The sequence below is a fragment of the Microbacterium xylanilyticum genome (assembly GCF_054654695.1).
In genome coordinates, this window is record NZ_BAAIEN010000002.1 from 1600063 (window position 1) to 1621236 (window position 21174).

Here is a 21174-nt window from a genome sequence, read left to right on the forward strand (position 1 = left end):
CGAGGTGCGCCCAGAGAGACTCGAACTCCCGACCACATCGGTGTAAACGACGTGCTCTACCAACTGAGCTATAGGCGCGTGAGCTCCAGCCTACCGGTGCCGATGTGCCAGGGTGGGGCCATGAACCTTCCGCACGACGATGTCGATCCCGGGGGCCTGCTGGAGTACTCGGTGGTCTTCACGGATCGCTCCCTGAACCACATGTCCGCGCGCTTCGTCGGGGTGATGCAGAGCATCCAGGCCGATCTGCGCGCCGCGTACCGCGCGACGACGACGGCGATCGTGCCGGGCGGTGGCACCTACGCGATGGAAGCGGTCGCGCGCCAGCTCGCGACCGGGCGGCGCTGCCTGATCGTCCGCAACGGGCTGTTCTCCTATCGCTGGTCGCAGATCCTCGAGACGGGCGACATCGCCCGCAGCACGGTCGTGTGCACGGCCCGTCCGGACTCGGACGACGTGCAGGCGGTCTGGGCGCCGGCGCCGATCGACGAGGTGGTCGCCGCGATCCGGGCCCAGCGCAGCGACGTCGTCTTCGCGCCGCACGTCGAGACCGCCGCCGGCATCCTGCTGCCCGACGACTACGTGCGGGCTCTGGCCGACGCCGTGCACGAGGTCGGCGGCCTGCTGGTGCTCGACGCGATCGCATCCGGCGCGCTCTGGGTCGACATGGCGGCGCTCGGCGTCGACGTGCTGATCTCGGCGCCGCAGAAGGGCTGGAGCGGATCCCCCGGTGCGGGATACGTGATGCTGAACGACGCCGGCCGTGACGCGGTGACCTCGCGCACCTCCTCGAGCTTCGCGATCGACCTGGCGAAGTGGCTGTGGATCGCGGAGGAGTACCGCGAGGGCAGGGCGCCGTACCACGCGACCATGCCCACGGACACGCTGGCGCACAACGCTGTCCTCATGACGGAGACGCGTGAGCGCGGGTTCGATGCGCTCCGGGCCGCCCAGTGGGACCTCGGCAAGCGGGTGCGGGCCCTGCTCGCGGAGCGGAGCCTGCCGTCGGTCGCGGCGGAGGGCTTCGCCTCGCCGAGCGTCGCCGTCGTGCACACGACGGATCCGGGTCTGCGCAGCGGCGCGCGGTTCCGGGAGCAGGGGCTGCAGATCGCTGCGGGGGTGCCGCTGCACTGCGGCGAGCCCGAATCGTTCTCCACGTTCCGGATCGGGCTGTTCGGCCTGGACAAGCTCGGCGATGTGGACGGCACGGTGCGCCGCCTGGGCGACGCGCTCGACCGGATCGGCGTGTGAGCGCAGCGGCGGACCGCTGCCCGTGCGGCAGCGGCGATCTGTTCGACGCGTGCTGCGGGCCGATCCTCGCGGGCCGGCCGGCGCCGACCGCGGAGCGCCTGATGCGGTCGCGGTACACGGCGTTCGCGCGCGGCGATGCCGCGTACCTGCTGCGCTCCTGGCATCCGTCCACCCGCCCGGAACGCCTGGACCTCGATGATGACGTGCGCTGGCTGCGTCTCGACATCCTCGCGAAGACCGGCGGCGGCCCGTTCGACACGGAGGGCGTCGTCGAGTTCGAGGCGATCCACCGGGATCCGGCCGGCCGCGGAGTGCTGCACGAGCGCAGCCGCTTCGTTCGCGAGGACGGGCACTGGTACTACGTCGACGGCGTCGTGGCCTGACGCCCTTCCCGCACACCCTTCCCGAACGCGCGGGCGGGCGCCCTGCTGGCGTAGGTTTGACGTCGTGAAAGCCAACCCCGCGCACCAGCTCGTGCTCCTCGACATCGCCGACATCGACCGCCGCATCCTGCAGGCCGATTACGCGCGCACGCACCCGGCGCAGGGGGAGCGGATCAACGAGCTCGCCGCCCAGCGGCAGGGGCAGCTGCGCGAGCTGACGGTGCTGTCCGGCGCGCGGGACGACGTGCAGGCCGAGCTCAAGCGCCTGGAGTCGGATGTCGCCCTCGCGACGCAGCGCCGCGACCGCGACGCGGAACGGCTCGCGGCCACTCAGAACCCCAAGGACGCGGTCGCCCTCGAGCAGGAGATCGCAAGTCTCGGGCGCCGGATCAGCGACCTCGAGGACGCGGAGCTCGAGATCATGGCCCGGCTCGAGGACGCGGAGGCGGCCGTGGCGGCTCAGCAGGCGCTCATCGACGAGACCGTGGCCGAGGGCACGCGACTGACGGCGGAGGCGAAGGCGCTCATCGCGGCAGCGACCGCGGAGGGGGAGCAGCTCGCCCGCGACCGCGCGGCGCTCGTCGACTCCGTCTCCCCGTCGCTCATGGCGGAGTACCAGCGCCGTGTCGGACGGACCGCGGGCGCCGCACTGCTGCGCCGCGCCACGTGCGAGGGATGCCGGATGGTGCTCTCCGGCACCGACCTGAACGTGATCCGCCGGGCCGCGGACGACGACGTGGTGTCGTGCCCGGAGTGCGGCTGCATCCTGGTCCGCACCGAGGAGTCGGGGCTGACGAGCAGCGCGAGCGCCCACGCCGCGGACTGAACGCCCCAGCGCGCCCGCTCGGCGTGCCTCAGAACTCCTCGTGCGTAGCGGGGTCGGAGTCCCACAGGCGCCCGTCCGGTGTGCCGAGCGCGGTAATCGCGGCGACCTCGTCCTCGGACAGTCGCACCTGGGCCGCCGCGAGGTTCAGCGCCTGGTGCTCGGAGGACGCCGCCTTGGGGATCGCGACGACGCCGCGCGCGGCGTGCCAGGCGAGCACGGCCTGCGCGGGCGTGATGCGGTGCGCGGTCGCGACGGCCGTGATCGCCGGGTCCTCCAGCAGAGCGCCGGCGCGGCCCAGCGGACTCCACGCCTCTGTGATGATCCCCTGCGCGCGGTGGTAGGCGAGCGCCTCCTCCTGCGGGAAGCGCGGGTGCAGCTCGATCTGGTTGACGACCGGGCGGACGCCTGTCTCGTCCTCGATGCGCTCCAGGTGCTCAGGCAGGAAGTTCGACACCCCGATCTGCCGTACGAGCCCGCGGTCGCGCGCTTCGATCAGCGCCTGCCAGGCCTCCACGTAGGTGTTCCGGCGCGGCAGCGGCCAATGGATGAGGAACAGGTCGATCGCGTCCAGGCCGAGCCGGAACCGGCTCTCCTCGATCGCGTCCAGCGCCTTCGCCTTGGCGTGATGGCGGCCGGCCAGCTTCGACGTCACGATGAGCTCGGCGCGGTCGACGGCGGCTCCCGAAATGCCCCAGCCGACGGCGCCCTCGTTCTCGTAGTTGAACGCCGAGTCGATGAGGCGGTAGCCGGTCTCGATCCCGCTGCGGACGGCGTCCGCGCCGGCTTCACCGCGGAAGCCGTAGGTGCCGAGGCCCTGCACGGGCAGGGTGAAGCCGTTGTGGGCGATGAAGGGGGATGCGTCGGACATGGGGTCTCCTCTCCGGTCCTCCCACGCTAATCGTCGGCGTCGTCGTGCGCGCGGGGCCGTGATACACGCCGACACACCCGCGGCACCGGCGCGCGAGCGCGGGGCGTGTCGGGGGCGGCGCCGGAAGGGCGTAGATTCGAATGCATGATCGAATCGGCTCTCCCGCACGAGATCGTGCTGGGACGGTCGGCCCGGCCGGGGCACTGGTGCCTCCGGGCGTACGGGGAAGAAGGCGTGGAGCAGGACGCGCGCGAGGTCCCCGCCGCCGCACTGCACGCCCTGATCCGTGCCTTCGAGGAGCAGGCGCATCCGCGCTGGGTGGTGCGGAGCCTCCGCGAGGTCTACCCGGCGATGCTGGCCGCCGGGATCCGGATCCGCCGCGCTCATGACCTGCTGCTGTGTCATGCGATCCTGCGCGACACGGCGAGCCTCGCGGATCCGGTTCCCGCGTCGTCCCGCTGGCTGCGCGTGGATCCTTCCGCGGTCCCGGTCTCCTCGCCGGCGCTGTTCGACCTGAACGACGAGACGTCCGCGGCCGACGAGCCGGCGGAGATCGACGAACTGCTCGCCGAATACGCGCGGCAGCGGGCAGCGCTGCGCCGTGCCCCGGACGGGCGCCTCGCCCTGCTCTGCGCGGCGGAGTCGACCGGTGCGCTCGTCGCGGAGGAGATGACCGCGGCAGGACTCCCGTGGAGCACCGCCGTGCACGAACGCCTGCTGGCGGATGCGCTCGGGCCCCGTCCCGTGACAGGAGCCCGGCCGGCGCGGATGGCCGAGCTGGCCGCGACGATCGCCGGCGCCCTGGAGGATCCGTCGGTCAATCCGGACAGCCCGCCCCGGCTCCTCAAGTCCCTGCGCCGCGCCGGGATCCTCGTGGATTCCACGTCGCGCTGGGAGCTCGGCGAGATCGAGCATCCGGTGGTGGAGCCGCTGCTCGCGTACAAGAAGCTCGCCCGGCTGTACTCCGCGAACGGCTGGCACTGGCTGGCGGAGTGGGTGCACGATGAGCGGTTCCGCCCGATCTACCTGACCGGGGGTGTGGTGACCGGACGCTGGGCGTCCAGCGGCGGGGGAGCGCTGCAGATCCCGCGGAGTCTCCGCCCCGCGGTGCGCGCCGACGAGGGGTGGGTGCTGGTGTGCGCCGACGTGGCGCAGCTGGAGCCCCGCGTGCTCGCCGCCATGTCGAAGGATCGCGCGATGGCGGACGCGGCGCGCGGCGCCGACCTGTACGAGGGCGTGGTGCGCTCCGGTGCCGTGCAGACGCGGCAGGAGGCGAAATACGCCGTGCTCGGCGCGATGTACGGGGCGACGACGGGACCCAGTGGCCGGCTCGGGCCGAGACTGCGCAGCGTCTTCCCGCGCGCCATGGCGCTCGTCGACGGCGCGGCGAAGACGGGCGAGGAGGGCGGAGTGGTGTCGACGCTGCTGGGCCGGAGCTCGCCTCGGCCGGATGCGGCGTGGACCGCCGCGCAGTTCCGGGCGAGCGACCCGGAGGCCGACGGCGCGGACGAGCGCGCGGCCCGCAGCATAGCGAGGGATCGCGGCCGGTTCACGCGCAACTTCGTCGTGCAGGGCACCGCGGCGGAGTGGTCCCTGCTGTGGCTCGCGGAGATCCGCCACCGCCTGAGCGCGCTGCCCGGAGCCGTCCGACCCGCGGCCGGATCCGGCCCCGTGTTCTCCGATCGCGCGCACCTCGCCTTCTTCCTGCACGACGAGGTGATCGTGCATGCGCCGGCCGAACTCGCCGCCGAGGCGGCGCGCGCCGTGCAGGAATCCGCCGATGCCGCCACCCGCAGGCTCTTCCCGGGGTTCGAGATCGACATCCCTCTCGACCTGCGCATCGCCGAGGACGCGGGCAAGGCCTCGTAGACTGGATCCGAACGGGTCGGCCGGACGGTCGCGTGGCGGGAGACCGCACCGAGGAACGTCCGGGCTCCACAGGGCAGGGCGGTGGGTAACACCCACCCGGAGCAATCCGCGAGACAGTGCCACAGAGAGAAGACCGCCCCTACGGTCCCTGAGCTAGTCGAAGGGCCCGACGGGGTAAGGGTGAAAGGGTGGTGTAAGAGACCACCGGGGGCCGTGGTGACACGGTCCGCCAGGTAAACCTCGCCCGGAGCAAGGCCAGACAGGGGATGACGACGCGGCCCGCCGAGTCCCCGGGTAGGCCGCTGGAGCGGCGCGGCAACGCGTCGCCGAGAGAGATGACCGTCGAAGGGGCTCCGCCCCGGAACAGAACCCGGCGTACAGGCCGGCCCGTTCCTCACACATGGCGAAGGCCCGGATCCGCGAGCGCTGCGGATCCGGGCCTTCGACGTTCTGCGACTGCGCGACGCGGCTCAGTCGCCGGCGAGCGAGGCGGCGCCGATGATGCCGGAGTTGTTGCGGTGGATCGCCGGGACGATCGGCGTCTTGAGCTCCAGCAGCGGGAGGAAGTCGCCCGCGTTCTTCGAGACGCCGCCGCCGACGACGAACAGGTCGGGGCTGAACAGGAACTCGATGTGCGAGTAGAACGCCTGCAGGCGCTCGGCCCATTCGGCCCAGCTGAGCCCCTCGCGCTCGCGGGCGGAGGTGGCCGCCCAGGTCTCCACGGAGTCGTAGCCGCGGAAGTTGAGGTGCCCGAGCTCGGAGTTGGGGATCAGCACGCCGTTGTAGAGGAAGGCGGATCCGATCCCGGTGCCGAGCGTGGTCATCAGCGTGAGTCCGATGACGTCGCGGGCCGCGCCGTGGCGCGCCTCGGCGACGCCCGCGGCATCCGCGTCGTTCACGAAGACGATGTTGCGACCGAGCCCGTCGCGGAAGAAGCGCTCGGCGTCGAAGTCGATCCACTGCTTCGACACGTTGGCGGCGGACAGCGTCTTGCCGCGCTTGACGATCGCGGGGAAGGCGACGCCGAGCGGCAGCGTGGAGTCGTGCACGTCGAGAGTCCGCAGCACCGTCTGGACGGCCGTGAGCACGTCCTGCGGCGACGCGCCTTCAGGGGTGGGGACGCGAACGCGGTCGGACGCCATGGTCCCGTGTTCGAGGTCGACGATTCCTGCCTTGATACCCGTGCCGCCGATGTCGACGCCGATCGCTTTTGCCATGCGCAACAGCCTAGCCAGAGGCGGGCGCCCCAGTAGGATCGTGACAAGCACACAGGAGGAGCAGCGATGAGCGACGCGCAGCGCGACGACAGGTACGACGGCGAGGACTTCGGCGACGAGAAGTACTGGTTCAACAGCAAGACCGGTCAGGTCGAGCACGGCATGCTGTCCTCGTCGATCGACCGCATCGGCCCGTTCGACACCGCCGCCGAGGCGGCCCGCGCGCCGCAGGTGCTCAAGGAGCGCTCCCGGCTCTGGGCCGAGGAGGACGCGACCGAGGACGACTGGGGTCGCTCGGACGGCGCTCGATGAGCGGAATGGACAAGCAGCGCGACTTCGTCCTGCGCACCATCGAGGAGCGGGGCGTCAAGTTCGTCCGGCTCTGGTTCACGGATGTCATCGGCACCCTGAAGTCTGTGGCGATCGCCCCGGCCGAGGTCGAGGGCGCCTTCGCGGAGGGCATCGGCTTCGACGGCTCCGCGATCGAGGGCCTCACCCGCACGTTCGAATCCGACCTGCTCGCACAGCCGGATCCGACCACCTTCCAGATCCTGCCGTGGCGCGGCGAGATCGACCCGACGGCGCGGATGTTCTGCGACCTCACCACCCCGGACGGTCGTCCGGCGGTCGCCGATCCGCGCCACGTGCTCAAGCGCACGCTGGCCAAGGCGGCGGACGCGGGCTTCACCTTCTACACGCACCCCGAGATCGAGTTCTACCTGCTGAAGTCGTCGCAGTTCGGTCCCGAGGGCCCGGTGCCGGTCGACTCGGCGGGGTACTTCGACAACGTGCCGGGCGGCACTGCGCACGACTTCCGCCGGCGTTCCGTGCGGATGCTCGAAGATCTCGGCATCTCGGTGGAGTACAGCCACCACGAAGGCGGTCCCGGCCAGAACGAGATCGACCTGCGCTACGCCGACGCCCTCACCACCGCCGACAACATCATGACCTTCCGGACCGTGGTCAAGGAGGTGGCGATCGAGCAGGGCGTCTACGCGACGTTCATGCCGAAGCCGCTGAGCAACCACCCCGGCAGCGGCATGCACACGCACATGTCGCTGTTCGAGGGCGACCTGAACGCGTTCTACGAAGAGGGCGCCAAGTACCAGCTGTCGCGCACCGGGCGCCAGTTCATCGCGGGCCTGCTGCGGCACGCCAACGAGATCGCGGCCGTGACGAACCAGTTCGTCAACTCCTACAAGCGGCTGTGGGGCGGGGACGAGGCGCCGAGCTTCGTCACCTGGGGTCACGCGAACCGGTCCGCGCTGATCCGGGTGCCGATGTACAAGCCGAACAAGGGGCAGTCCACGCGCATCGAGTACCGTGCGCTCGACTCGGCGACCAACCCGTACCTCGCGTACGCGCTGATGCTCGCCGCCGGGCTCAAGGGCATCGAAGAGGGCTACGAGCTCCCGCCCGAGGCGGAGGACAACGTGTGGTCGCTCAGCGATGCCGAGCGGCGTGCGCTGGGTTACGAGCCCCTGCCGGCCAGCCTGGATCACGCGCTGGAGTACATGGAGGAGTCGGAGCTCGTGGCGGAGACGCTCGGCGAGCAGGTCTTCAACTACGTGTTGCTGAACAAGCGCAAGGAGTGGGAAGCGTACCGGGGACAGGTCACGCCGTTCGAGCTCAAGAGCAACCTCGAGCTGCTCTGATCGGGGCGCGCGGTGCCCCGGTTCGATGACTCGCTGTCGCTGTCCGCGCTCGCACGGCTCGGCTTCGTGGGCCTCTCCACGGCTTCGGCGGGGCTGCGCGAGCTCGCCGAGATCGCCGGAGTGGCTCCGGTCGCGCTGATCGAGGGCCTGCGCAGCGCGGATCCGGACGAGGCGCTGGCCGGGCTCATCCGGGTGGGCCGTCGCGATCCCGCCGCCGTCGCCGCGGTGCTCGGCGACGAGCAGGCGCGGAGCAACGCGTGGGCGGTGTTCGGCGCCTCACCGGGCCTGGGGCGGTTCTTCGAGCGCCGTCCGGAGCAGCTGGCCGTACTGCGCGAGCACGGTGCAGGGCTGCCGACAGGCGACGTCCTGCGTGCCGAGCTCCTGGCCGCAGTGGGCGCGGAGGACGGTTTCGCCGCCTCGGGCGATGCGGCGACGCGGATCCGACTGAGGGTCGCGTACCGGCGCGCCGTCGTCGGGATCGCGGTATGGGACCTCGCAGCCGCGGATCCGGTCGAGGCGGTCGCTGCGGTGTCGTCGACGCTCGCGGACGCCGCCGCGGCAGCCCTGGAGGCGGCTCTCGCCGTCGCACGGACCGTCGTCGCGGGTGCGTCCGCCCCGGCGCGCCGCGACGTCGCCCTGACCCGGCTCGCGATCATCGGCATGGGCAAGACCGGGGCCCGCGAGCTCAACTACGTCAGCGACGTGGACGTGATCTACGTCGCCGGCACCGCGGACGAGGAGCAGCTGTCCGAAGCGCGTGCGATCGACATCGCCACCCGGCTCGCCCGCGAGACGATGCAGGTGCTCAGCGGGATCGAGGCGGAGCCGCCGCTCTGGGAGGTCGATGCCGCCCTGCGGCCGGAGGGCAAGCAGGGCGCTCTGGTGCGCTCGCTCGCGTCGCATGTCGCGTACTACGACCGCTGGGCGAAGAGCTGGGAGTTCCAGGCGCTGCTCAAGGCGAGAGCCATCGCGGGAGACGCCGACCTGGGCCGCGACTACATCGACGCCGTGCAGCCGAAGGTGTGGTCCAGCGCCGCGCGCGAGGACTTCGTCGGCAGCGTGCAGCGCATGCGCGAGCGCGTCACCGAGCACATCGCCCCCGAGGATGTGCCGTATCAGCTCAAGCTGGGGCCCGGCGGGCTGCGCGACATCGAGTTCACGGTGCAGCTGCTGCAGCTGGTCCACGGCCTGACGGATCCCGACATCCGCACCCGGGGCACGCTCGAATCCCTCGACGCCCTCGTCGCCGGCGGCTACATCGGCCGCGCCGAGGCCGCGCTGTTCGGACGGGACTACCGGGTGCTGCGCCTGATCGAGCACCGCCTGCAGCTGCGCGAGATGCAGCGCACGCACCTCGTGCCCCGGGAGGAGGAGGCGCTCCGGGTGCTCGGCCGCGCGACCGCCCTGGCAGACACGGCCGACGGCATCACCCGGGTCTGGGAGGATGTGCGCCGCGAGGTCCGCGACCTGCACACCCGCCTGTTCTACCGCCCGCTGCTGAGCGCGGTGGCCTCGCTGCCGGAGGAGGAGCGCACGCTCTCGACCGACCAGGCGCGCGACCGTCTCGCGGCCATCGGGTTCCGCGACCCCGCCGGCGCGCTGCGGCACATCGGCGCGCTCACCGCCGGCCTCAGCCGCAAGGCCACGATCCAGCGGCACCTCATGCCCGTCATGGTGCGCTGGTTCGCGGACGGAACGGATCCGGACTACGGCCTGATCGCGTTCCGGCGGATCAGCGAGCGGCTCGGCGACACGCCCTGGTTCCTGCGCATGCTGCGCGACTCCTCGGGCGCGGCGGAGCGGCTCACGCGGGTGCTGTCCACCTCGCGCTACATCGGCGAGCTCATGGAGTGGATCCCGGAGTCCGTCGCCTGGCTGGAGAGCACCGAGCAGCTGCGGCCGCGCCCCTGGCAGGCGCTGGACGAGGAGGCCAGGGCGATCCAGACCCGGCACGACACGGTGCTGCACGCGATGCGGTCGGTGCGGGCGCTGCGGCGGCGCGAGCTGCTGCGCACGGCCATGGGCGCCGTGCTGGACGTGCTCACGATCGACGACGTCGCGGCCGCCCTCACCGCCATCACGGAGGCGACGATCCAGGCCGCCCTGCGCGCCGTCCGGCGCGACGTGGTGCCGCCCGAGGACGAGGCGCTGGACTTCTCGGTCATCGCGATGGGGCGCTTCGGCGGCGCGGAACTGGGGTTCGGATCCGATGCCGACGTGCTGTTCGTCTATGACGCGAACGGCGTGGATCCGCAGCGCGCGCACCAGCTGGCCGCGCGCATGGTCACCGGCCTCAGGGAGCACCTGACCGACCACCGCGCGCCGCTGGAGCTGGATGCGGATCTGCGGCCTGAGGGGCGCAACGGGCCCCTCGTGCGCAGCCTCGACGCCTACGCGGAGTACTACCGCCGCTGGTCGCTGTCGTGGGAGGCGCAGGCGCTGCTGCGGGCCAGGGGAGTGGCGGGCAGTCACAAGCTCATCGAGCGCTTCATCGCCCTGGCCGACGGGGTGCGCTATCCGGCGACGCTCGACCTCGCCTCGCTGCGCGAGATCAAGCGCATCAAGGCGCGTGTGGAGGGGGAGCGGCTGCCGCAGGGCGTGGATCCGCGCCGGCACCTCAAGCTCGGGCCCGGAACGCTCAGCGACGTGGAATGGCTGATCCAGGTCGTGCAGCTGCAGCATGCGCATGCGGTGCCGGCCCTGCGCACCACCTCGACGCTCGCGGCGCTCGACGTCGCGGTCGAGGCGGGCTTCGTGCCGGCCGAGGCGGCGGACCGGCTGCGGGAGGCCTGGCGGCTGTCGAGCCGGCTGCGCTCGGCGATGACCCTGCTCACGGGGCAGACGAAGGACGTGCTGCCCTCCGATCCGCGGGAGCTGGACGGCGTCGGCCGCATCCTGGGCTACCCGGACCGCTCGGCGATCGCCGTCGAGGAGGAGTACCTCCGCGTCACGCGCCGGGCCCGGAGGGCGTTCGAGACGCTGTTCTACGGCTGACCCTGTTCTGCGGCTGACCGGCGGCGATGGCGACGGTTCCGCTCGGAGGCGGGCAGGCTGGGGACATGACGATGATCGGAGTGGTCCGCAACCCTGTGAAGCTCGAGTCCGAGGAGGAGGTGCGCGCCGCGGTGGGGCGGCACCTCCCGGACGCGGAGGTCCGCTTCTTCGACACCACGGAGGACGACCCGGGACGGGCGGGGGCGCAGCAGGCACTCGACGCCGACTGCGAGCTGGTGTTCGCCGCGGGCGGCGACGGCACCGTCCGCGCGGTGGCCGAGGTGCTCGCCGGGACGAGCACGGCGCTGGGCATCCTCCCGCACGGCACGGGCAACCTGCTCGCCCGCAATCTCGGCGTCCCGCTCGACGGCACGGCGTCCGCGGTCGCGCACGCCCTGTCCGCGGAGCCGCGCCGGATCGACGTCGGCACCATCGAGGTGACCGATGGCGACGATCCGGGGGCGCACGTGTTCGTCGTGATGGCAGGGCTCGGCCTGGATGCCCGCATGCTCGAGGAGACCGACGACGAGCTCAAGGCGAAGGCCGGCTGGCTCGCGTACGTGAAGGCCCTCGGCGCCGCTGCTGCGGGGACCGAGCTCGTGCCGGTCGAGCTCTCCCTCGACGGCGCGCCGGGCGATCATGCGCGGATCCACACGCTCATGATCGGCAACTGCGGCACCATCCAGGGCGGCATCACCCTGCTCCCGGACGCGGCGCCCGACGACGGGCAGCTGGATCTGCTGCTCATCAGCGCGGACGGCGTGGCCGACTGGTTCGAGACGGTGCGCACGGTGGTCTGGGACAACGGCCTGCGCCGGCTGTTCGGCGGCGAGACCACCAGCACGGATGTGGTGCGGCACGCGTCGGCACGCACGGTCGCGGTCGAGCTCGGTGCGGCGCAGCCGTTCCAGATCGACGGCGAGGAGCGCGGCCGGGTGCGCTCGTTCACGGCGGGGATCCGGGAGGGGGCGCTGCTGGTGCGCGCGTGAGCCTGTCGCGGCGCCTGCCTCGGGTCGTCTGCACATCGGTCCCCCGAGCGCAAGCCCCTTTCCGGAGCGGTTCACGGTCACTACCGTCGCGTCATGAGCATCACGGATCCGGCGCCCGGCGCGCCCCACGCTGAGGGATCGGACTGGGACCGCGAGGTCGCCCGGCACTGGCATCCCTACGTGCCCAGCGCGGAGACGAAGGCCCGCATGGATGCTCTCGAGCATCGCGCGGAGAAGCCGATCCCGATTCCCAGCTTCCCGCCCCTGCCCTGCTGACCGGACTGCAGGTGCCCGCGGAGCATGCGCGGGCATCTGCCGGATCCCGGACGCGGAGGGGCGTCTCGGACGGGGTCTTGACAGGAGCGGCCCTGTGCAGGCTGACTCCTGAGATGAGCGACTTCGACACGATCGTGGACCAGCTGTACTCCGGCGCGCCCGCGGATTTCGTCTCCACGCGCGACGCTCGTGCCAAGGAGGCGACCGACGCGCCCACTGCGGCGCGGATCCGCGCGCTCCGGAGGCCCACGACCGCGGCCTGGGTCGTGAACGTGTTCGCGCGGGAGCGGACCGCCCAGCTGCAGGAGGCGCTGCGGCTCGCGGCCGAGCTGCGCGACGCGCAGGCCGACCTCGACGCGGCCGCGCTGGCACAGCTCGGGCGGGAGCGCCGTGCCCTCACGTCTCGGCTCGCCGCGGACGCCGCCGAGCTCGCGCGAGCGCGCGGAGGACGCGTCACCGACGCCACGCGGGACGCGGTGCAGCAGACGCTCTCCGCGGCGTTCTTCGATCCGGGCGCGGCCGCCGCCGTCGCCTCGGGTCGGCTCGTGACCGAGCTCGATGCCGGGACGGCGGCGCGCTCGACCCGTCCACGGTCGTCGCGGGCGGGGCCCCGGAGGCGCCGGAGATCGCGGCGGCGCCCGAGGACGAGGTAGCTGCGATGCGGGAGCGCCGCCGGGCGCAGCGCGCGCTGCAGGAGGCCGAGCGGGCGCTTGCGGCGGCGCAGCGGGATCACGCCGCGGCGGAGCGGGACGCCCGTGAGGCGGCCCGGCGGACGGAGCAGATCGCCGCGCGCATCTCCGAGCTCGAGTCCCAGCTCAGCGCCGCCCGGGCGGCCGCCGACGAGGCGCACACGGCGCAGGCGGCCGCGGAGGAGAGGCGTCAGGCGACGGAGAAGGAGCTCGCCGACCGCAGGGACGCTGTGGCAGAGGCCCAGCGGGCGGGCTCTGCCGGATAGGCGAAGGGCCCGACCGGTTCGTCACCGGTCGGGCCCTCACGAAGGAACTCGCGTGTCAGACGCCGTAGTAGAGCTCGGCTTGAGGATCTGAGAACCGGAGGAGGGTTCCGCAGGCTCACACTTCCCTGCAAACACAGGGAAGTGCAATGGTGAGCATGAGTGGGGTCGCTGCTGCGGCTGTCCGAGAACCCGTCCGTTTACTCGATTCTTGGCCGTCCTACGGGGTTCGCTGGAAGTCTGCGGGTGGTGCCGCCTACCTCATTGGTATGAGCGACGACCGCCCCCGCCTCTGGACTCCGCAGGAGCTTGCAGAGTATACGGGCATCCCGATCAGGACGCTCGCTGACTGGCGGACAGAGCGTGCGCGCAGCCGAGGTCTCGGGTTGCCGTTCGTCGCACTCTCGTCGCACAACGTTCGCTACCGCGATGAGGATGTCGAGGCGTTCATCGCGGGGCGGATCGTGGCCCCGACGGATAGGGCGGGCGACTGATGGCGCGGCCGAAGCGCGCGCTTGGCGAACTCGGCAAGGTGACCTACACCGTCGAGCCGAACGGCCTGGTCATCGCGCGAGCGCGGGTCTATGACGGCAACGGGCAAGAGCGTCGTCCCAGCGGCAGCGGAGCGACCGAGGCTGAGGCTCTGACCGCGTTGCAGGAAGCGGCTGGTGTCGCCGTCGGTCGAGTCCTGGCGCGACGAACACAGCTCATGACCGTCGCCGAGCTGGCGACGACGTGGCTGAAGACGGCGTACCACGACGACGATCCGCGGGTGCTGCGCCAGCGCCGCGAGCAGACCGTCGATGGCTACGCCTCGGTGGTGCGCGCGCATGTCATCCCGCGCGCCGGGGCCATCCCCATCGCCGACATCACCGCCGACCGTGCTGATGGGCTGCTTATGGACATCGCACGGGAGAAGTCGGTGACGACCGCGAACAAGGTTCGGAACGTGATGTCGCTCATGTTCGACTGGGCGATCCAGCAGGGACACTTCTCGGCTGCCGGGTCGATCCAGAACACGCGGTACGGAGCGGTCATCGTGGCGAACCCGATCCGTGCGACCAGACGAGCGGACGAGCCGGACACGGTGTACTTCGAACTCGACGCGGTGCAGGTCAAGTACATCCTCCACCTCATCCGCGAGGTGTGGCCCGAGCGGCACCGGAAGCGGTATCCGGTGGGCCGACGGCCCAACTACAAGCTGCTCGCCGACTACATCCTCATCACGCTCGGCACCTCCGAGAGGACCGCGGAGCCCATTGCGATCCGGTTCCAGGACGTGCGGTTCGAGGCGGTGGAACAACCGGATGGAAGCCTCACGATGGAGGCGCTCGTCTGGGTCGGCGGGACGATGGTGCGCACCAAGTCCCGCGGCCTGTTTCGCCAGGACTCGCCCAAGGCGGAACGGCAGAAGCGTTGGGTTCGCGTTCCGAAGTTCGCAGCGAAGGTACTGAGCGAACTCGTGGCGAGCCATGTTCCCGACCCCGAACGGAACCCAGACGACGTACTGTTCACGACCGAGCGCGGCCGTCCGCGCGACCCCAGCGCGGTCGGCGAGTTGCTCAGGATGTTCCGCCGCGAGTTCGAGCCCGAGCTGCTGGCTATCGGGGTCGACGCCGAGCGCCTCACCTTCCGCAGCCTCCGCAAGGCCGTTGCCGCGGCGGTATCGGACACGGCTGGCGTCGAGGTCGCACGCGATCTGCTCGGGCACAGTGACGCTGCGATCACCGAGGGGCACTACGCGAAGCGTCCCGACCTCATCGTCGAGATCGCGGCCGACGCGCTCGACGAGGCGTTCGCGGGCATCGACGCATGAACTGTAAGACTCAAGAAGGGGATGCCGTATGAACACTTGTATTGTCCAGAGTGTGCAGGTAGAGGTAGGATGGGTTCATGACCATGACGAGCTTGACGATCAACCCGGAAGATGTGCGCTCCGGCGCCGGGGCGCGCCCGGCTTGGCTGGAGCAGGTCGCCGCGTATGTGCAGCAGGCGGCAGCCGATGGGGAGACGGTGACGCTGACGGCGAAGCGCCGCATGATGACCCCCGAGCAGGTCGCCGACGCGATGGGCGTGTCTCGTCCCACCATCTCGCGGAGGATCAAGGCGGGGGAGATTCGCGCGGTCAAGGTCGGCAATCGCAATCGCATCCCCTACGAGGAGTTCGAGCGGTACTGGCGCAAGACGATGGGCGACCTCGTGGAGCTGACGCGCGATGAACTCCGTGACGACCTCCTCGGCGATCAGTGAGCTGACGCGCGTTCTCCTGGACGCGAACATCATCGCTAAGCCCGTCACTCGGACTCTGCTGGTCGTCGGCGGGGTGCCGAGCGGCTTCCGCGCCTTCTGGAGCCGGGCTGCCGAGCGGGAGGCCCAGGTGCACATGCGCCCGAGGGCGTTGCCGCCGTCGAGTGTCCGGGAGCGATTCGACGTCTTGCTCGGGCCGACCGGCACGGGTGCGGAACGCTTCGGAGGCACGAAGGGCGCGGATCGGCAGATCCTTGCCGATGCTGCGGCCGCGGGCGCGCGCTTCCTGGTCACCGAGGATGTGGACGATTACGGGCTGGACGATCTTGCTAGCGTCGGTATCTCGGCGGCGAACCCCGATCTGTTCCTCGCCGCGCGGCTCACCCGCGATGCCTACTCGACGGTGATCGACCTGTTCGTCGAGCGTCAGATCAACCCGCCGACCACGCCCGCGCAATTCCACGCCGCCATCGCCAAGAACCACCCGCGCCTGTTCGCCGCACACGCGGACCTCTACGAGGTCGAGCCCGAGCAAGGCATCCACCGCGAACCGGAGGTGATCTTCCGCGGCGCGCGCTGCCTGCGTTGCGAGCAAATCATCGCCGACCCCGCCGCGATCATCGACGGGCTCGGCCCGGAGTGCCGCTGAGCTACAGCCGCGGGGCGTTGTTCGGCGGCGCGGCCGGAGGCGTCGCGGGGACGAACGAGGTCGCGGGCTCACGGCCCACGCCCTCCCGCGATCCGAGGTTCGGTTCGTAGGCGCGCACTGCTTCGACTGTCAGCTCGACGCGCTCGGACTCCGGCGCGGCGGGCTCGGGGGCTGGTTCGTCCTGCATCGCGGCGAGCTGGGACTCGACGCGGGCGAGGTCTTCCTCGGCGTCGGCGAGCGCCTGGGCATGGCGGAAGGGCTGGCCCAGGCGCTGCTGGGTGTCGGCGACGGTCTGCTCGGCTTCCTCCAAGTGTTCGCGGGCCTGGTCGAGGAGGGAGGGGATGCCGCTGACACGGTTCTCGATGCGCTGCACGAGTCCGAGCCCGGCTTCCAGGAACGACTCCTTCGGCATCGTGAATCCCGAGCGGGGCACCTCGGGCAGGGAGACGGTCACATCGAGGGCGGCGAGCCCGGAGCGGGCCTCGACGTGGATGTCGAAGCCTGAGATGCGGCCGATGATCCCGAAGTCCTTGTGCCCGTATCGGGGCAGCCACTTCAGCCCGGAGTCGCCCATCCAGGCGGTGAGGGCGTGGGCGGCGTCGGAGCGGGAGTCGTAGTCGCGCGTGCCGAGCGTGATGCGGAACCTGTCGCCGCTCGTGTCGGTCATCCGTGAGGCGGCGGCTTCCAGCCCGCGGATGTCCGCGGCGGCGCGCTCGGCGGCTGACCGGGCGCGGTTGCCGGTGTGGATGAGCATGTCCTCGTTGCGCTCGTGCGCGCGCTGGAGGCGGCGCAGCCGGTTCACCTCGCCCTGGATGACGGAGTGCTCCAGCAGGAGCGGATTGCCGGAGGCGATGGCTTTGGCCTCTGCTGCGGAGAGCGCGGAGGTGTCGATCTCCTCGATCTCTCGGGCGTTGATCTTGCCGCGCAGGAGCTGCGCGAACGACGCGGCCTTCCGCTCGACCGTCTGCCACATGTAGGAGTCGAAGGAACGCTCGGTGACGTAGCGGACGATCGCCACTTCCTCGTTCTGGTTGCCCTGCCGCATGATGCGCCCGTCGCGCTGCGCGATGTCGGAGGGCCGCCACGGGCAGTCCAGGTGGTGCAGCGCGATGGCGCGGGCCTGGACGTTCGTGCCGACGCCCATCTTCTCCGTCGATCCGAGGAGCACGGCGACGTGGCCGGCGCGAGCCGCGGCGAACAGGCGGGCCTTCTCCACGTCGGTCTTCGCCTCGTGCATGTACCTGACCTGCTCGCCGGGAATGCCGCGCTGCACGAGCTGCTGCCGCAGCTCGTCGTAGGCGTTCCACCTGTCCTGGTTCGGGGTGCCGATATCGGAGAACACGAGCTGGAGCGACCCGCGCACCGTGGAGGGCTGCCCGGTGAGTGTGTCGAGGTACTCGTTGTCTCGGGTGCGCTCCCAGATGCGGTGGATCGCGTCGGCGGCGACGTCGACCTTGCTCGGCCCGGACGGGTCGCGGGGGACGACCATGCGGATGTCGAGCGCGGCCTTGCGCCCGTCGGTGGCGATCAGGAGCATGTTGTCCTCGTCGGGCCGCACCTGGCGGGTGGCGACCTTCTCGGCGCGCTCGGCGAGGGAGGCGACGTACTGCTCCAGCTCGACGGTCGGCTGCACCGGGACGGTGGAGGGCGCGCGGCTGCCGTCGTCGCGCTGCACGAGCGCGGGCACGGGTAGGTCGAGGTCGTCGGCGGTCTTCACGTCGGCGAACACCGACCACATCCGAAGCAGCTCCTGCCCGTTCTGGAACCGGGCGAAGCGGGTCTTCATTCGGAAGGTGCTGCCGGTCGGCGAGATCTCCATCTGCGTGACCAGCTCGCCGAACGTCGCCGCCCACGCATCGAACGCGCCGACGCCCGCCGACTCCAGCACGTCGGGCCGCAGGTATCGCTGCATGACATAGGTTTCGGTGATCGAGTTCGAGATGGGCGTTGCGGTCGCCGCGGTCACGACCCGCTCGCGTCCTGCCGAGCGCAGGTATTCGAGCTTCATGTGCAGGTCGCTCGCGCGATCCGAGCCCTCGATGGCGGCGTCGCGGATGTTCGACTCCGTGGCGAGGTTCTTGTACATGTGCATCTCATCGACGATGACGTAGTCGATGCCGGTGTCCTCGAAGCAGACGCCGTGGTCGCGGTCGGTATCGGTGCGCTCCTTCAGCTTGTTCTCCATCGCCAGGAGCTTGCGCTGGATGCGCTTGACGCTCATCCGCTGCTCGCCGGTAGCCTCACCCAGCACTCGCCGCACGTCCTCCACCTGCCCGCGGATGTACTGTGCCTGCGTCTCGGCGCGCAGCGGAATCTTGGCGAACGCGCCCTGGGTGACGATGATCGCGTCCCACTCGTTCGCGGCGGCGCGGGCGACGAACAGCCGCCGCTTGTCTGCCGTGAGGTCGAGGCTCGACGCCGCGAGCACACGGGCGCGCGGGTAGATCTGGAGCCACTCGCGCCCGAACTGCTCCAGCATGTGATTCGGCACGACCACGACGGGCTTGCTGATGAGCCCCATCCGGCGCATCTCCATCGCGCCCATAATCATTTCCGCGGTCTTGCCCGCGCCGACCTCGTGGAACAGACCCGCGGCGGGCTCGGACACCATGCGCGCGACCGCGGCCCGCTGGTGCGTGCGCGGCTCGAAGTTCGACGCCAGGCCGGGCAACGACAGATACGCCCCGGCATCCGTGTAGTCGCGGAGCACGATGGAGTTGAAGCGCCGGTTGTACTCGTCCACGAGTGCCTGCGCGCGGGCCGGGTCTTCCCACACCCACTCGCTGAACCGCTCCTGGAGGGCGTCGGCCTTCTCCTGCGCTGCGGCGGTCTCGACGGGGTTGAGCACGCGACGCACCTTGCCGTCGATGTCCTTCTCCTCGTCGTAAACGAGCATCGTCCGCTGCTCCATGACGGCCTGGGCGATGTCCGGCGCGGGGCGGCGAGGCGTGCCCCACTCCGATGTGGAGGGCAGCCCCTGCCGACCGCCGCGAATCTCCCACATGCCTGGCAGCGGGTTCTCCACGCGAACGTCGGGCGCGCGCAGGGTGCTCCGCAGGAACTGCTCGTGCACGTCGGCGCTGATCCAGACCGCGCCGAGCTTCGCGTGGATGTCCTGGATGCCCAGCGGCGCGGGCAACACCTCAGCGAGCGCATCGACGTTGACCTGGAACTCCGGGTCGTCCTCGGCGCGGAGCCGTGCCGCTTCGAGCTTGACCCGCACGTCGCCCGACAAATATTCCGGCGCGTGGATGAGCTGGTTCGTGACCGGATCGGCGAACACGAGCGTTCCCAGCGCCTCGCGCGCCTCGCGGTCGTTCATGCCGAGCAGGTCGGCGACGAGAGTGATGTCGATGCGGCCAGTGCGGTCGAGGCTGACCGCGATGGCATCGGCCGGGCTGTCGACACCCTGCACCTCGGCGCGCGGCACCACCACGCGGTGACTCATGATCGCGGCAGGCGACGCGGACTGATCCTCGTCGTCGAACTGTTCCAGTGCCAGCACCAGGGGACCGAACGGGTCGGAGCGCAGAAGCCGGATCGGGGTCGGCACGATGCGCGCGAAGGTCTCCTCGCCGCTCTCGTTCGTGCGCCCGGTGGGGCGCAGCGTGTAGCGGTTCAGCGCCCCATAGGTGCCGACATACTTCAGGTAGTCACGGCGCAACGTCGTGCGGGTGAGCACGATGTCAGGCGTGTCGTCCACGCTCGCAGCTTCCGCGGTCAGCAGGCGAGATGCCCCGTTGCGCAGACGCAGCAGGGCGCGTAGCTCGCGCTCGGCGGACTTCGGTACCGCAAGCGGCTCCAGCGAGCCGGAGACAACGGTGCGGAAGCCGCCGCTTTCGCCCGCCACGATGCTGCCGTCCCACAGCTCCGGCGCCGACGGGGCGAACGCCGCCCGGCGCGCCTGCTGCTCGGCGGTGCGCTCGGTCATCGTCAGCCCGGCCCGGCGCGCGGAGAACACGATCTGGTCGACGGCGACCGCGAGTTCCGCCTCCAAGTCGGCCAGATCGGTCGTGATGGTGAGCGTGGCCGCGTCGTACATCCCGTGGCCGACGCCGACCTCCCCGAGCATCTGCTCCGGGTGCTCATCGAAGTAGCGGTTGATCCGCATCGGCACGCCGTCGATGGGCACCTGCGCAACCGTCTCCCAGGCGTCGTCGCGCATCTGCTCGCCGTCCGGTCGCCGCCGGAACACGAGCAGGTCGGTCACCACCTCCGTCCCCGCGGCTCGGCGGTGCGCCCCGGTGGGCAGGCGGATTGCGCCCACGAGGTCGGCCAGCTCGTTCATCTCCCGCCGCGCGCCGGGGTTCTGCGCGTCCATTGTGAAGTGCGAGGTCAACACCGCGACGAGTCCGCCGGGCCGGGTCAGGCGCAGCGACTTGATGATGAAGTGGTTGTGCATCGACTGCCGGGTCGCGTTGTGCAGCGGGTCGTGCAGGGTGACGCTGCTGAACGGCACGTTGCCGATGGCGGCGTCGAAGTGTCCTTCCGGCAGTCGGGTGTCGGCGAAGGACTCGGCGCGGATGGTCGCGTGCGGGTACAGCTCGGCGCAGATCGCCGCCGTCAGCGGATCGAGTTCCACTCCGGTCATCTGTGCCGACTCTGGCGCGAGGCCGATAAACGTGCCCGCCCCGGAGCCGGGCTCCAGGACCGCGCCTCCGCTGAACCCCAGCCCGTCCAGCAGTCGCCATACCTGCCGGGCGATCATCGGGTCGGTGTAATGCGCGTTGATGGTCGTCCGCTCCGCGGCCTCCCACTCGTCGTCGCTCAGCAGCTCGCGCAGTTCGGCGCGCTCGGCATCCCACTCGGGCTTCAGGTCATCGAACACCTCGGGGATCGCGCCCCAGCTCGACCAGCGGGCGAGCACGCGCTGACCCTCCAGGGACGCGGGGCGACCCGTCGAGTTCAGATCGTGGATGAGCTGGATCGCCTCCACGTTCGCCCGATAGCGTGCTTTCGCGCCAGACGGCCCGAGGTCGTCCTGCGAGGCGGGGACGA

Annotated in this window: 18 protein-coding genes, 1 tRNA gene and 1 other RNA gene; 16 read left to right on the forward strand and 4 right to left on the reverse strand. The window is 71.0% G+C overall.

Translation table 11 applies throughout. The annotated features are described in order from the left end of the window. Positions 1–5: 5 nt before the first annotated feature. Positions 6–78, reverse strand: a tRNA-Val gene (locus ACYQ1L_RS08095). A 42-nt stretch (positions 79–120) separates the two neighbouring features. On the opposite strand from ACYQ1L_RS08095, the gene ACYQ1L_RS08100 reads away from it, so the two are divergent. The 3 genes from ACYQ1L_RS08100 (at position 121) to ACYQ1L_RS08110 (ending at position 2460) form a co-directional block, all read left to right on the forward strand. Then, positions 121–1251 carry an aminotransferase class V-fold PLP-dependent enzyme gene (locus ACYQ1L_RS08100; protein WP_460003694.1) on the forward strand — a complete coding sequence of 377 codons (1131 nt, stop codon included), beginning with the start codon at positions 121–123 and terminating at the stop codon, positions 1249–1251. Next, a complete protein-coding gene (locus ACYQ1L_RS08105) occupies positions 1248–1634 on the forward strand; it encodes a YchJ family protein (RefSeq protein WP_460003695.1) in 387 nt (128 codons plus the stop codon). The genes ACYQ1L_RS08100 and ACYQ1L_RS08105 overlap by 4 nt, the downstream gene beginning before the upstream one ends. A gap of 64 nt (positions 1635–1698) precedes the next feature. Continuing rightward, the gene (locus ACYQ1L_RS08110; protein WP_460003696.1) at positions 1699–2460 is read left to right on the forward strand and encodes a zinc ribbon domain-containing protein; all 762 of its coding nucleotides are present in this window, start codon (positions 1699–1701) and stop codon (positions 2458–2460) included. Positions 2461–2488: 28 nt separating this feature from the next. On the opposite strand, the gene ACYQ1L_RS08115 is transcribed toward ACYQ1L_RS08110, so the two are convergent. Continuing rightward, positions 2489–3328: an aldo/keto reductase gene (locus ACYQ1L_RS08115; protein WP_460003697.1), complete on the reverse strand. Its 840-nt coding sequence runs from the start codon at positions 3326–3328 to the stop codon at positions 2489–2491. Positions 3329–3472: 144 nt separating this feature from the next. Between ACYQ1L_RS08115 and ACYQ1L_RS08120 the strand changes: the two genes are divergently transcribed. Both ACYQ1L_RS08120 and rnpB read left to right on the forward strand, forming a co-directional pair. Further along, positions 3473–5197: a bifunctional 3'-5' exonuclease/DNA polymerase gene (locus ACYQ1L_RS08120; protein ID WP_460003698.1), complete on the forward strand. Its 1725-nt coding sequence runs from the start codon at positions 3473–3475 to the stop codon at positions 5195–5197. Positions 5198–5209: 12 nt separating this feature from the next. Then, an RNA gene (rnpB, locus tag ACYQ1L_RS08125) (RNase P RNA component class A) lies at positions 5210–5591 on the forward strand. Between the two features lie 76 nt (positions 5592–5667). Here rnpB and ppgK read toward each other — a convergent pair. Beyond that, complete coding sequence (ppgK, locus tag ACYQ1L_RS08130; protein WP_159576124.1) at positions 5668–6414, reverse strand: polyphosphate--glucose phosphotransferase; 747 nt, start codon at positions 6412–6414, stop codon at positions 5668–5670. Between the two features lie 66 nt (positions 6415–6480). On the opposite strand from ppgK, the gene ACYQ1L_RS08135 reads away from it, so the two are divergent. The 11 genes from ACYQ1L_RS08135 (at position 6481) to ACYQ1L_RS08185 (ending at position 16176) form a co-directional block, all read left to right on the forward strand. Beyond that, positions 6481–6726 (forward strand): SPOR domain-containing protein, encoded by a 246-nt coding sequence (locus ACYQ1L_RS08135; protein ID WP_460003699.1) that lies wholly within the window; start codon positions 6481–6483, stop codon positions 6724–6726. 5 nt (positions 6727–6731) lie between these two features. Further along, the gene (locus tag ACYQ1L_RS08140; RefSeq protein ID WP_159576122.1) at positions 6732–8069 is read left to right on the forward strand and encodes a glutamine synthetase family protein; all 1338 of its coding nucleotides are present in this window, start codon (positions 6732–6734) and stop codon (positions 8067–8069) included. Positions 8070–8081: 12 nt separating this feature from the next. Next, positions 8082–11063, forward strand: a complete 2982-nt coding sequence (locus ACYQ1L_RS08145) for a bifunctional [glutamine synthetase] adenylyltransferase/[glutamine synthetase]-adenylyl-L-tyrosine phosphorylase (protein ID WP_460003700.1) — start codon at positions 8082–8084, stop codon at positions 11061–11063. A 65-nt stretch (positions 11064–11128) separates the two neighbouring features. Then, positions 11129–12052 carry a diacylglycerol/lipid kinase family protein gene (locus ACYQ1L_RS08150; protein ID WP_460003701.1) on the forward strand — a complete coding sequence of 308 codons (924 nt, stop codon included), beginning with the start codon at positions 11129–11131 and terminating at the stop codon, positions 12050–12052. A 93-nt stretch (positions 12053–12145) separates the two neighbouring features. Continuing rightward, positions 12146–12328, forward strand: coding sequence for a hypothetical protein (locus ACYQ1L_RS08155; protein WP_460003702.1), 183 nt, complete (start codon positions 12146–12148; stop codon positions 12326–12328). Between the two features lie 113 nt (positions 12329–12441). Continuing rightward, the gene (locus ACYQ1L_RS08160; RefSeq protein ID WP_460003703.1) at positions 12442–12981 is read left to right on the forward strand and encodes a hypothetical protein; all 540 of its coding nucleotides are present in this window, start codon (positions 12442–12444) and stop codon (positions 12979–12981) included. Positions 12982–12986: 5 nt separating this feature from the next. Next, positions 12987–13283 (forward strand): hypothetical protein, encoded by a 297-nt coding sequence (locus ACYQ1L_RS08165; protein ID WP_460003704.1) that lies wholly within the window; start codon positions 12987–12989, stop codon positions 13281–13283. Between the two features lie 266 nt (positions 13284–13549). Beyond that, positions 13550–13774, forward strand: a complete 225-nt coding sequence (locus tag ACYQ1L_RS08170) for a helix-turn-helix transcriptional regulator (protein ID WP_102209750.1) — start codon at positions 13550–13552, stop codon at positions 13772–13774. Further along, positions 13774–15096: a site-specific integrase gene (locus tag ACYQ1L_RS08175; protein ID WP_460003705.1), complete on the forward strand. Its 1323-nt coding sequence runs from the start codon at positions 13774–13776 to the stop codon at positions 15094–15096. Before ACYQ1L_RS08170 ends, ACYQ1L_RS08175 begins: the two co-directional genes overlap by 1 nt. Before the next feature lie 77 nt (positions 15097–15173). Continuing rightward, the gene (locus ACYQ1L_RS08180) at positions 15174–15530 is read left to right on the forward strand and encodes a helix-turn-helix domain-containing protein (protein WP_460003706.1); all 357 of its coding nucleotides are present in this window, start codon (positions 15174–15176) and stop codon (positions 15528–15530) included. Then, entirely contained in the window at positions 15496–16176 is a 681-nt protein-coding gene (locus ACYQ1L_RS08185; protein ID WP_274638430.1) for a hypothetical protein, read from the forward strand. The genes ACYQ1L_RS08180 and ACYQ1L_RS08185 overlap by 35 nt, the downstream gene beginning before the upstream one ends. Position 16177: 1 nt before the next feature. Here ACYQ1L_RS08185 and ACYQ1L_RS08190 read toward each other — a convergent pair whose 3' ends face one another. Beyond that, positions 16178–21112, reverse strand: coding sequence for a helicase-related protein (locus ACYQ1L_RS08190; protein WP_460003707.1), 4935 nt, complete (start codon positions 21110–21112; stop codon positions 16178–16180). Between the last annotated feature and the right edge of the window lie 62 nt (positions 21113–21174).

Bases quoted from the DNA above. Each gene is read 5' to 3' on its own strand.
- ACYQ1L_RS08160 (WP_460003703.1), top strand. From the start codon at position 12,442: ATGAGCGACTTCGACACGATCGTGGACCAGCTGTACTCCGGCGCGCCC.
- ppgK (WP_159576124.1), bottom strand. From the start codon at position 6,414: ATGGCAAAAGCGATCGGCGTCGACATCGGCGGCACGGGTATCAAGGCA.
- ACYQ1L_RS08180 (WP_460003706.1), top strand. From the start codon at position 15,174: ATGACCATGACGAGCTTGACGATCAACCCGGAAGATGTGCGCTCCGGC.
- ACYQ1L_RS08185 (WP_274638430.1), top strand. From the start codon at position 15,496: ATGAACTCCGTGACGACCTCCTCGGCGATCAGTGAGCTGACGCGCGTT.
- ACYQ1L_RS08100 (WP_460003694.1), top strand. From the start codon at position 121: ATGAACCTTCCGCACGACGATGTCGATCCCGGGGGCCTGCTGGAGTAC.
- ACYQ1L_RS08170 (WP_102209750.1), top strand. From the start codon at position 13,550: ATGAGCGACGACCGCCCCCGCCTCTGGACTCCGCAGGAGCTTGCAGAG.
- ACYQ1L_RS08155 (WP_460003702.1), top strand. From the start codon at position 12,146: ATGAGCATCACGGATCCGGCGCCCGGCGCGCCCCACGCTGAGGGATCG.
- ACYQ1L_RS08175 (WP_460003705.1), top strand. From the start codon at position 13,774: ATGGCGCGGCCGAAGCGCGCGCTTGGCGAACTCGGCAAGGTGACCTAC.
- ACYQ1L_RS08135 (WP_460003699.1), top strand. From the start codon at position 6,481: ATGAGCGACGCGCAGCGCGACGACAGGTACGACGGCGAGGACTTCGGC.
- ACYQ1L_RS08165 (WP_460003704.1), top strand. From the start codon at position 12,987: ATGCGGGAGCGCCGCCGGGCGCAGCGCGCGCTGCAGGAGGCCGAGCGG.
- ACYQ1L_RS08120 (WP_460003698.1), top strand. From the start codon at position 3,473: ATGATCGAATCGGCTCTCCCGCACGAGATCGTGCTGGGACGGTCGGCC.
- ACYQ1L_RS08140 (WP_159576122.1), top strand. From the start codon at position 6,732: ATGGACAAGCAGCGCGACTTCGTCCTGCGCACCATCGAGGAGCGGGGC.
- ACYQ1L_RS08150 (WP_460003701.1), top strand. From the start codon at position 11,129: ATGACGATGATCGGAGTGGTCCGCAACCCTGTGAAGCTCGAGTCCGAG.
- ACYQ1L_RS08115 (WP_460003697.1), bottom strand. From the start codon at position 3,328: ATGTCCGACGCATCCCCCTTCATCGCCCACAACGGCTTCACCCTGCCC.